Genomic DNA, 12,413 nt, shown 5'->3' on the forward strand with positions numbered 1-12,413 from the left:
ATTTTAGATTTTTGATTTGGGATTTTAAAGGGAACTCACAAATCGATCGCCTGGCCCGAAATCAGGATATCTCTGCGAGTGCGAGTGCCGGCTGTCGATCGCACTTTCGCCGCCAAGTTCGATGACAACAACGGGACAATCACGGTAGAATTCCTGTAACAACTTGCGATCGTGCGATGACATCAACACTTTACCAGCAAATTCAGCAACTCTACGACGCTTCTAGCGGTTTGTGGGAGCAGGTGTGGGGCGAACATATGCACCACGGTTACTACGGCCCGGATGGAAACTTAAAGAAAGAGCGCCGACAGGCTCAGATAGATTTGATCGAGGAACTGCTCTCCTGGGCCCGAGTGCCGACAGCCGGAGCGCTATCAGAACCTTACCGCATTCTGGATGTCGGTTGCGGCATTGGTGGGAGCACGTTGTATTTGACCGAAAAGTTTGGTTCGATCGCGCAAAATAATTTAAAGTCGGATGATGGGGTCGATCGCGATTTTAGTCGATCGTCGGAACCAAATCAAAAGGGCGATCGGGTGACAGCCACCGGCATTACGCTGAGTCCGGTACAGGCAAACAGAGCAAAGGAACGCGCTAAAATTGCTGGACTGGAAAGCAATGTTAACTTTTTAGTAGCAGATGCTTTAAATATGCCTTTTCCTGATGAGTCCTTCGACTTGGTTTGGTCGCTCGAAAGTGGGGAACATATGCCCGACAAAATTAAGTTTTTAGAGGAATGCTGCCGCGTGCTCAAGCCGGGAGGAACTTTGATTTTGGCAACTTGGTGTCACCGCCCGCTGGGAGAAACAGCGGGAGAATTGACTGATGCAGAGAGGAAGGAATTGGCAGAAATTTACCGAGTTTATGCTTTGCCTTATGTGATTTCTTTGCCGGAATATGAGGAGATTGTCCGCAGTTTGCCTCTGACAAGTATTCGCAGTGCTGATTGGTCAAAAGCTGTGGCTCCTTTTTGGGATGTGGTGATCGATTCTGCTTTGACTCCGAGCGCGATTTGGGGTTTGTTGACGAGCGGTTGGACGACTATTCAAGCTGCACTTGCTCTGGGGTTGATGAGTCGGGGATATGAGAGCGGATTGATTCGTTTCGGGCTGATTTGTGCTGTAAAATAAATGGAACAGTTGACAGTTGACAGTTGACAGTTGACAGTTGACAGTTGACCGAAGGAAGAAGGAAGTTCGGCAACGGATGTAACGGATGTAACGGATAGAAGGAAGAGGGAAGAAGGAAGGAAGAAGGAAGAGTTGACAGTTGACCGAAGAAATGAAGTAAAAAGGAAGAAAGAAGGAAGGAATGAAGGAAGAAGGAATGAAGAAGTTCGGTTGATGATATTTCTGGCGGCAAGTTCAATCAAGTAAGGTGGACAATTTCCATCTTACTTAATATTATTTTTTGGTGCGTTTGTAGGATTTATGAGCAACGATTCGATTGGTAAGTCTTGGATTGATGAAAATGGCTCGGCTCCGCAAAGCTGGGTGAGCGCTTTTTGGGAGTTTTCTCGGCCGCATACGATTATCGGCACTACCTTGAGTGTACTGGCTTTGTATGCGATCGCTCAAAGCACTCGATTATTTGTGAATCCTATACTTCTGCCGCTAGCTTTTGCTTGGTTGGCTTGCATTTGTGGCAATATTTATATTGTGGGATTGAACCAGTTAGAAGATGTTGAAATTGATAAGATAAATAAGCCGTATTTGCCGATCGCCTCGGGAGCGTTTTCTCGCAAAACTGGGGAGTTGATTGTAATTGCAACGGGAATTATAGCGGTTGTGACTGCTGTTTTGCAAGGCCCGTTTTTGCTGGCTACAGTTGGCGTTAGTTTGGCGATTGGGACTGCTTATTCTCTGCCACCAATTCGGTTGAAGCGGTTTCCTTTTTGGGCGGCGCTGTGCATTTTTACGGTGCGCGGGGCGATCGTCAATTTAGGGCTGTTTCTACACTTTAATTGGGTTTTGGGTTTGGGAAGGGCGAAAAGCGTTTTTACTGGCTGGAGCTTAAATAGTCTGTCTTTGGCGATTCCGGCGGAAGTTTGGGTGCTGACGGTTTTTGTGATCGTGTTTACTTTTGCGATCGCCATTTTCAAAGATATCCCTGACATGGAGGGCGACAAGCAATACAATATTACTACGTTGACGATCGAGTTGGGCAAGCAGGCTGTGTTTAATTTGTCTCGCTGGGTGTTGACGGTTTGCTATTTGGGCGCTACTTTGGCGGGAGCAGTCGTGTTGTCTAATGTTAATTTAGTGTTTTTGACGGTTGCTCATTTGGTGGCTTTGGGTTTGATGTGGTTTTGGAGTGTCAAAGTTGATTTGGACGAGCAGAAAGAAATTGCTGATTTTTATCAGTTTATTTGGAAGTTGTTTTTCTTAGAATATTTGATTTTTCCCGCAGCTTGTTTGTTGGGATGAAGGCAGTTGGCAGTTGGCAGTTGGCAGTTGGCGGTTATTGTTATAGTAAAAAACAACAAACAACAAACAACAAATAACAAACAACAAATAACAAACAACAAATAACAAACAACACAGACAACTATGGCTTCTAAGAAAAAATTCCAAAAATCTGCCGTCAAAATGCGTGCTGAAGATTCTTTGAAGATAGCTTGGGAATATCATCAAGCGGGGCGTTTGTTAGAAGCTGAAAATTTGTACCGGCAAATTGTGGAAGCGCAGCCGGAGTCAGCAAACGTGTTGTGTTTGTTGGGAATTGCAGTCAGACAGCAGGGGAAAGTGGCTGAGGCGATCGACTTTTACGATCGCGCGATCGCCCAAAACCCCGATTTTGTAGAGGCACATTTAAACAAAGCCCATGTTTTGATGGATGTTGGCGCTACTCAAAGGGCGATCGCCAGTTACGAACAAGTCATCCAACTTTCACCAAATACCGCACTAGCATACAACAATTTGGGCTGGCTCAAACAGCACTTGGGCGAAATTGACTCGGCAATTTCATATTATCAAACAGCGCTCCAGCTCGATCCAAACTTGCTGGAAACTGCACACAATTTAGCAGGCTTATTAAAAGATAAAAATCAATTAAATGAGGCAGTCGCCTGTTACCTGCACGCTTTAAAAATTAATCCTAATTTGACATATTCTCTGATCGGATTGGGAAGAATTTTTCAGCAGCAAGGTAAATTGCCCGAAGCTTTCGACTGCTACCAGCAAGCTATAGCATTAGAACCTAACAATCCCGAATCTCAGAACAATGTGGGAGCATTTTACCACGAACAAGGTAATACTAAAGCAGCAATTTCCCACTACCGACAAGCATTAAAACTTAAGCCGGACTTCGTGGATGCTATTAACAACCTCGCCCACGCTTTGGTCGATTTAGGAGAATTTCAAGAAGCTTTTGCTTGTCACCATCGAGCCTTGGAATTGCAGCCAGACAACGCCATCGCACACCTGGAATTAGCCTTGACTTTGCTATTGTTTGGAGATTTCCAGCGCGGTTTTGCTGAATATGAGTGGCGGTGGCGCACTTCGCAAGTAGAAGCGAGACAATTTCCACAGCCGCTTTGGGATGGTGCGGATTTGCAGGGGAAAACTATTTTACTCCACCTTGAGCAAGGCTTCGGCGATTCGATTCAGTTTATTCGCTACGCGCCGATGCTTCGCAGCCGAGGTGCTAAAGTTATCGTGGCTTGCTATCCGGATTTGATGCGGTTGTTTGCGACTGTTGTCGGGATTGAATATTTATCAGTTTGTTTTGAGGATTTGCCAGCATTTGACTTTCACGCACCGCTGATGAGTTTGCCGAGGATTGTGGGGACAACTCTGGAAACAATTCCCGCAAATGTTCCTTATTTAGCTCCGCCTGCTGAGTGCAGTTTTGCACTTGCTTCTGATGCAAAGTTAAAGGTGGGGATTGTTTGGGCGGGAAGTCCGCAGCGCCGTAAAGATAATCAACGTTCTTGCAGTTTAAGCGATTTTATGCAATTCTTGGATGTTCCGGGAATTGCTTTTTATAGTTTACAAAAAAACTTGTCGGAGTGCGATCGCACTTTGTTGCACCAGCATCTAGTCCCGGATTTGAGCGCGCATCTGAACGACTTTGCTGATACGGCTTCTGCTATATCTCAATTGGATTTAGTGATTACTGTCGATACTTCTGTGGCACACTTGGCTGGTGCTTTGGGTAAACCGGTTTGGGTGCTGCTGTCTTTTGCTCCTGACTGGCGCTGGCTGCTGGATCGCGAAGACAATCCTTGGTATCCAACTGCAAGGCTTTTCCGCCAAAGTCAGCCGGAAAGTTGGCAAGAATTGTTTCAGGATGTGCAGGCGGCTTTGAGTTTATTTGCGATCGCAAATTCTGCTACTTCTGCTGAGGATGCTGCCAAAAATCTACCTCTGGAAATGACAGGCGCTAGCTTGGTTGAGGAAAACAAACAAATATTTGTGACTGCGGGCGAAGCTTTAGGAAATGACTCAGCAGCCAAGCATTTGCAGGGAATTGAGATATCTGTTGTCGCAACGGGCGACGAAAATTCGGCTGTTTTAGATGATTTATTGCAACAAGCAGAACATTTAATGGAAACAGGCGATAAGCTAGAGGCGATCGCCCTTTACGAACAAATTATATCTCTCGCTCCCAATTGTTTCCAAGCGCGCATTAATTATGGTTTTCTCAAACACGAAAATGGGGAATTAGATGCAGCTATTCCCCATTACCAAGAAGCTTTAGCGCTCGCTCCCAATATTCCTCAAACAGCTTACAACTTGGCAAAGATTTTTGAGGAACAAGGTAAAGTGGAACAGGCGATCGCACATTACGAACAAGCTCTGGCTGCTGAACCGGATTTCGTGCCCGCACTGATTAATTTAGCGGTGGCGCTGCAAGAAAAGGGCGAACTGTTAAGGGCGCTCGATTTGTACCGCCGAGCGCTGGAAATTCAACCCCATAGCTGGGAAGCTTACAACAATTTGGCAACTGTTTTGCAAGAACAGGGCAATTTAGAAGAGGCGCTGGAGTATTATCACAAAGCGTTGGAATTGCTGCCGGATTTTGTGGAAGCTATCAACAATTTAGGCAGGACTTTTCTGGAAAAAGGCGCGGTTGAAGATGCGATCGCCTGCTACAGACGGGCGATTCATTTGAATCCGGATCATGCTAGCGCTCACCTGAATTTGTCCTTGGCTTTGCTGTTGGCGGGAGATTTTGCAAATGGCCTCGCCGAATACGAGTGGCGCTGGCAGATTAAAGAATTTAAAACAGGCCATTCCTGTTATTTGACGGCGCCGGGAAATACGCTTTCGGCGAGAGAATACCGGCCGCTGTGGGATGGTTCCAATTTGCAGGGAAAGACTGTTTTGCTGCACGCGGAACAAGGTTTAGGCGATTCGCTTCAGTTTATTCGCTACGTTGAGATTGTCAAAAATCGAGGCGGTAGGGTAATTGTTGATTGTTACCCGCAATTGCGCCGTTTGTTTGCCATGGTTGATGGCATTGATTTGCTGATAGTTAGAGGTGAACCGCTGCCGGAATTTGACGTGCAAGTGCCGATGTTGAGTTTACCCTATGTTCTCGGTACAAGGCTAGAAACAATTCCGGCAACTACTGCTTATTTGTCTCCCCCTGCGGATGCTGAATTTGCGCTTTTGCCCGATCGCAATTTGAAAGTTGGGATTGTCTGGGCGGGGAATCCCAAACACCGCAAAAATATGCAGCGTTCTTGCGGTTTAAGTCAGTTTCTGCCGCTTTTGGACGTTTCGGGGGTAACTTTTTACAGCTTGCAGAAGGAGGTTTTAGAGGCCGATCGCGCGCTGTTGAATGGAACGCCGATCGTCGATTTGAGCCCGCATTTTGGTGATTTGGCTGATACTGCTGCTGCGATCGCCAAACTGGATTTAGTAATTACTGTCGATACGGCTGTCGCCCATTTGGCGGGCGCTTTGGGCAAACCGGTGTGGGTTTTGCTGGCGTTTTCCCCGGATTGGCGGTGGTTGTTGGAGCGCGAAGACAGTCCTTGGTATCCCAGTGCAAGGCTGTTTCGGCAACGGGAAAGGGGAGGCTGGGAGGGCGTTTTCGCTAGGGTGGCGGAGGCTCTAGGCGCTGTTTCTGCTGGATTTGTGCCGTCGGATTTGGCGGATGCAGAGTTGCGGTTGGGCCGAGATTTGCAGCAGCAGGGCAATTTGGGCGGTGCGATCGAGTGTTACCAGCGGGCGATCGCGATCGATCCGAATTATGCAGCAGCCCACAGCAATTTAGGTGTTGTCAAACAGCAAAGCGGGCGGTTAACAGAGGCGATCGCGCATTACCGACAAGCCCTAGAAATAGACCCGAATTTGGCTGAAACTGCGAGCAATTTGGGCAGCGCGCTGGCGGAAGCAGGGGAGAATGAAGGTGCGATCGCCCAATACCAGCGGGCGCTGTCTTTGAACCCGAATTGCGCGGAAGCGCTGGTTAATTTGGGCCTGCTGCGGGAAGAGCAAGGGGATGTGGGGGAGGCTGTCAGGTTGTACGAGCAAGCGATTCAAGTCAATCCTGATTGTGCTGTGGCTTATTTGAATTTGGGCATTGCTTTGGAGGAACGAGGAGAGGAAACGGGCGCGAATTACGATCGCGCGATCGCAAATTACGAACGGGCGATCGCTCTCGAACCCAATTATGTAGACGCCTTGCACAACTTAGGATACGCCTCGATCCGACAGGGCAGAATTGCAGATGCGATCGCCTATTACGATCGCGCTATGGCGGTGCAACCAGATTTAGCCGAAACTCTGATCGGTTTGGGGAGTTCCCTGCAACAGCAAGATAAGTTAGATGAGGCTCTAGCCGTTTGCCAGCAAGCGATTCAGCAGTTACCAGCCAATGCTGAGGCTCGCTGCAATCTGGGAATTGTGCTGCACAAACAGGGCAAAATTGCAGGTGCGATCGCCTGTTACCAGCAAGCTTTGAGCCTGCAACCCGACTTTCCCGAAGCTTTGAACAATCTGGGTAAAGCTTTTGAGGAAGCCGGAAATATGGCAGAGGCGATCGATTGTTACCGTAGGGCGATCGAGTTGAAACCAGGTAACATGAATCCCCTCAACGGTTTGGGAAAAGTGTTGCACCAAGGCGGCCAATTTGCGGATGCTGTCACCTGCTACAGTCAAGCAGTTCAATTCAATGCGACTAACCCAGAATCTCACCTAAATTTAGGTTTGGCTTTGCTGCTGTCTGGAGAGTTGCAGCGCGGTTTTTCCGAGTACGAATGGCGGCTCCTAATTAAAGAAAAAGAGTTTCCGTGCCACAACTTTATTCAGCCGATTTGGGACGGCAAAGATTTGGAGGGAAAAACTATTTTGCTTTGCCCGGAACAGGGTTTGGGCGATGCAATTCAGTTTATCCGCTACGCAGATTTAGTCAAGCAAAAAGGCGGCAAGGTAATTGTTTGGTGTTTGCCGCACTTGCAGCGGTTGTTTGCCCAAGTTTCGGGAATCGATGAGTTAATAATTAATCCCGACGATGCGCCTGATTTTCAAGTTCATACGCGGTTAATGAGTTTGCCGCACATTCTGGGAACAACTTTAGATACTATACCAGCTAATGTTCCTTATTTAGCTCCACCACCCGGTTTGGAATGCGCTCTTCCGAACACTCCTAATTTGAAAGTAGGGATTGTGTGGTCTGGAAATACTCAACATTCACAAAATAAGGTACGATCGTTCCCGCTAGATTTGTTGGCAAAACTGTTAGAGATTCCCGGAGCAGATTTTTACAATTTGCAAAAGCAAATGACAGCAGACGAGCGTGCTTGGTTAGATCGAATGCCCGTCACAGATTTAAGCTCTAATTTGCACGATATGGCAGTTACTGCTGCGGTAATCTCGGCTCTGGATTTAGTCATTTCGGTAGATACTTCTGTAGCGCATTTGGCGGGTGCTTTGGGCAAACCCGTGTGGATTTTGCTGTGTTTTGTGCCGGATTGGCGGTGGATGTTGGAGCGCGAAGATAGTCCTTGGTATCCGACGGCGCGCTTGTTTCGCCAGTCAGCAGCGGGGGATTGGGAGGGAGTTTTAGATCGGGCTACTTTGGCGCTTGAAGCAAAAATTCATGAGCATCAGGAAGCTCGACAACCAATAGAAATTCAGTCTAATATTGAGTTAGCTAAGAAACAATTCGATCGCGCAAATCTGCTGAAATCCCAAGGAAGGCTTGCCGAGGCGATCGCATATTTCAAAAATGCTTTAGTTTTGCAGCCAGATTCCATCGAGTCCGCTACTAATTTAGCCGTTACGCTGCACCAAACAGGCGATTTAGCCGAAGCTGCCAACTATTATCAGCGCGCGATCGAAATTGACCCGAACTGCGCCCAAGCGCAAAATAACTTGGGTATTTTGCTGCAAGATCGGGGAAATATCGCCGAGGCTGTAATTTGCTTTCAAAAGGCGATCGCCCTAAATCCCGTTTATGTCAAAGCTTTGAACAATCTCGGCGCGACTCTCCAGCAACAGGGCGAGCTCCAAAGTGCGATCGTCTATTTTCAGCAAGCACTTTCCCTCAATGCCAATTACGTACCCGCCCTAGTAAATTTGGGCGTGGCGATGCAAGCAAAATGTCAGCCAGCGGAGGCCGGGCGGCTTTACCAGCGTGCAATTGAAGCAGAACCGAACAATCCTAAAGGACACTATCACCTGGGAAATTCATGTTTGGCTGCGGGCAAAATAGAGCAGGCAATTTCTAGCTTTGAGGTAGCAATATCTTTGCAGCCAAATTATGTAGAAGCCCTGACTAATTTAGGCAGTGCCGTGGAACTATTGGGAGACGTAAATCGGGCAATTTCATGTTATAATCAAGCTCTCGCAGTAGCTCCAGACTGTGTTAAAGCTCACTTCAATTTAGGCTTAGTCTTGCTGTTAACTGGCGACTTGCCGCGCGGCTTAGCAGAATACGAGTGGCGGTGGCACACAGATCAGGCGAAAAAATTGCCGCGGTTGAATTTTGACAAGCCAGTTTGGGACGGTTCAGATTTGAACGGACAAACTATTTTACTCCGCTGCGAACAAGGTTTGGGCGACGCAATTCAATTTGTCCGCTACGCCACAATTGTCCAGCAAAAGGGCGGCAAAGTCATTATATCTTGCTATCAAGAACTGAAGCGTTTATTTAAGCAGATTCCTGGTATCGAACAAGTGGCGGTGCGGGTGGAAGAATTGCCCGATTTTCAAGTGCAAGCACCGCTGATGAGTTTGCCGCACATTCTCGGAACAACTTTAGACAATATACCCGCCAATGTTCCTTATTTAGCGGCGCCGCCGAATTGGCAATTTTCGCTAAATTGCGATCGCAATTTCAAAGTAGGGATTGTCTGGGCGGGAAGTTCGGAACATTTGAAGGATTTTGTGCGATCGAGCGATTTCAGCTATTTCTTGAAATTCTTAGATATTCCCGGTGTCAGTTTTTACAGTCTGCAAAAAGAAGTGTCGGCGGATGACATGACTTTGTTAACTCAAACTTCTGTCATAGATTTGAGCGACAATTTGAACGATTTTGCCGATACTGCGGCGGTGATATCGCAACTAGATTTAGTTATTTGCGTCGATACCGCTGTGGCGCACTTAGCCGGTGCGTTGGGCAAACCTGTCTGGATTTTGCTCTCATTTATGCCCGATTGGCGGTGGCTGCTGACACGGGAAGACAGCCCTTGGTATCCCACTGCGCGGTTGTTTCGGCAGTCAAAACCTGGTGATTGGGATGGCGTGGGCGATCGCATAAAAGTCGCTTTACAAGAGTTAATTCCCACTCCCACTGAGGCTAAATCATCATCAAGTGCGATCGCAGAAATAGACGTACAGTTTCACATAGCAAAGGCATTACAAAAACAAGGTAACAAAGCAGCCGCCGCGCGCTACGAACAAATAATTGCCACCTCACCCAACCACGCCGAAGCCCACACTTATTTAGGTTATCTCAAACAGGAAAACGGACAAATAGCCGAGGCAGTTTCGCACTACCAGCAAGCACTCGCAACCAATCCCAACCTGGGCAAAACCAACTTATATTTAGGTTATGCCCTGGAATCACAAGGAAGAGTTGCGGAGGCGATCGACTGCTATACTAAAGCAATTCAACTATCTCCAAAATCTCCAGATTTGCGTTTGAGACTAGCATTTGCTTTGCTGTTGACTGGCAATTTCCAGCATGGTTTTGCCGAGTACGAATCGCGCTGGAAAACTCAAGAATTAGAACAACAATATACCAATTACCCGCTTTGGGATGGTTCAGATTTGCAGGGAAAAACAATTTTATTGCACCCAGAACAAGGTTTTGGCGATGCGATTCATTTTATCCGCTACGCACCTTTAGTCAAGCAAAAAGGCGGCAAAGTTATAGTTGCTTGTCATCAATCGCTGAAGCGTTTGTTTGAAAAAGTGGCAGGCGTAGATAATGTAGTCACAAACCCGCAGAATTTGCTAGATTTTCAAGTGCAAGCGCCGCTGCTAAGTTTGCCGCGAATTCTGGGGACGACTTTGGAAAACATACCTGCAAATATTCCTTATTTAGCTGCGCCCGATGATTGTAAAATTTCCCTAGGATCGAACAATAAACTAAAAGTAGGTATTGTGTGGGCGGGCGGGCCGCTGCACCGCAAAAATCACGAGCGATCCTGTAAGTTGAGTGAGTTTTTGAAGTTTTTAGATGTTCCGGGCGCGAGTTTTTACAGCCTTCAGAAAGATTTGTCGGCGGGCGATTTAACTTTATTGAATCAACAGCAAATCCCCAATTTAAGCGAACATTGCCTCGATTTTGCCGACACCGCAGCGATTATTTCGCAACTGGATTTAGTAATTTGTGTTGATACTGCGATCGCCCACTTAGCTGGTGCGTTGGGCAAACCTGTCTGGATTTTGCTCTCTTTCATGCCCGATTGGCGGTGGATGCTGACACGGGAAGACAGCCCTTGGTATCCCACTGCGCGGTTGTTTCGGCAGTCACAGGCGGGTGATTGGGATGCCGTGGGCGATCGTATAAAAGCAGCCCTAGAACAGCTAATTACCCGTTTCCAGGCTCTACCTACTAACGCATATCCAGAGGCTCAAACTGAAAATCCCCTCTCACAAACTCCGCTACAAATAATAGAAAATACTCATTCCCAGACTCTACCTGGTAATATATATCCAGAAGTTCTTCCTCAAAATATCCCCCCAGAAACCCCGCCACAAATAACAGGAATCGGCATCAGTTGGCCAGTCAGCATCACCAGCGGCTGGGGCATTTACGGCATGAATTTAACACTGCAACTGCTGCGAAATCCTGCCTGGGAAGTTGCACTTTTAGTACCGCCGTCCATCACCTCAGAATCCATCAATCCGCTGCACAAATCACTCTTGTCACCCGCAGTAGAAAAGCAGAAACAATTTCAGGAATTAGTAACAGCAAATTCCGACAAACAGATCAGTTGTAACTTTCCTGTACTTTACGCTTTGGGGAATAACTTAGCATCCTCGGGAGTTGAAAATCACCTAATCAGCCCTTGTCAAGTAGGAGTCATCTTTTTTGAAGACACCCGCATTACCGCAGCAGCCCTAGAAACAGCCAAAAAATATCGCGCCATTGTCGCCGGCTCCCACTGGAATGCCGATGTTTTGAGAAGCTGCGGCTTGACTAACGTCGCGATGGTAAATCAAGGAATTGACCCCACAATTTTCCATCCTGCACCTAAATCTAACTTATTTGGCGATCGCTTCGTCATCTTCTCCGGCGGCAAACTCGAATATCGCAAAGGCCAAGACATTGTAATCGCCGCTTTCAAACGATTTCGCGCCAAACATCCAGAAGCTTTACTACTAACAACCTGGCACAATTTCTGGCCTCAATATATGCTAGGAATCGAACAAACCGGAAATGTTGCGGGACTTCCCAATATCAACCGCGACGGAAGTTTAGGAATTTCGCAATGGTTGGCGGCTAACGGCTTACCAGTTGACTCTTTTATCGACATCGGTTTAATTCCCAATCACCTCGCCGGACAAATATTGCGAGAAGCTGACTGCGCTGTTTTCACCAATCGCTGCGAAGGCGGCACTAATTTAGTCGCAATGGAAAGTATGGCCTGCGGAATTCCTACTATTTTATCAGCAAATACCGGACATTTAGACTTGATTTACAGCAATATTTGCTATCCTTTGTCGCATCAGGGACGAGTTAAACCGACTGCTCATTTTCCCGGTGTAGAAGGTTGGGGAGAGTCAGATGTTGAGGAAGTTGTCGAGGCTTTGGAGCAAGTTTATACTAATCGCGAAGAAGCGAAACGTCGGGGTTTAGCTGCGGCGAATTTTATGCTCGATTGGACTTGGGAAAAACAAGTTAAACGCTTTTTGAATATTATTGGCGGGCTATATACATAATTCCCGTAGGGGCGGGTTCACCAACAATAATCGCCCCAAAACTAACAATTTCAAAAACCCGCCCTC

General features: G+C 47.2%; 3 protein-coding genes. All 3 read left to right on the forward strand.

All coding sequences use genetic code 11. From position 1 onward, the window contains the following. Positions 1-176 precede the first annotated feature (176 nt). The 3 genes from JGK16_RS16790 to JGK16_RS16800 all read left to right on the forward strand — a co-directional run bounded on the left by JGK16_RS16790 (position 177) and on the right by JGK16_RS16800 (position 12,347). Positions 177-1,130: a methyltransferase domain-containing protein gene (locus JGK16_RS16790; RefSeq protein WP_293191414.1), complete on the forward strand. Its 954-nt coding sequence runs from the start codon at positions 177-179 to the stop codon at positions 1,128-1,130. Positions 1,131-1,430: 300 nt separating this feature from the next. Continuing rightward, positions 1,431-2,426 carry a homogentisate phytyltransferase gene (locus JGK16_RS16795; protein ID WP_293191411.1) on the forward strand — a complete coding sequence of 332 codons (996 nt, stop codon included), beginning with the start codon at positions 1,431-1,433 and terminating at the stop codon, positions 2,424-2,426. A 123-nt stretch (positions 2,427-2,549) separates the two neighbouring features. Beyond that, a complete protein-coding gene (locus tag JGK16_RS16800) occupies positions 2,550-12,347 on the forward strand; it encodes a tetratricopeptide repeat protein (RefSeq protein WP_293191408.1) in 9,798 nt (3,265 codons plus the stop codon). The last annotated feature ends 66 nt before the right edge of the window (positions 12,348-12,413 follow it).

This window comes from Microcoleus sp. PH2017_09_SFU_O_A (genome assembly GCF_020738625.1).
Taxonomy (GTDB): domain Bacteria; phylum Cyanobacteriota; class Cyanobacteriia; order Cyanobacteriales; family Microcoleaceae; genus Microcoleus.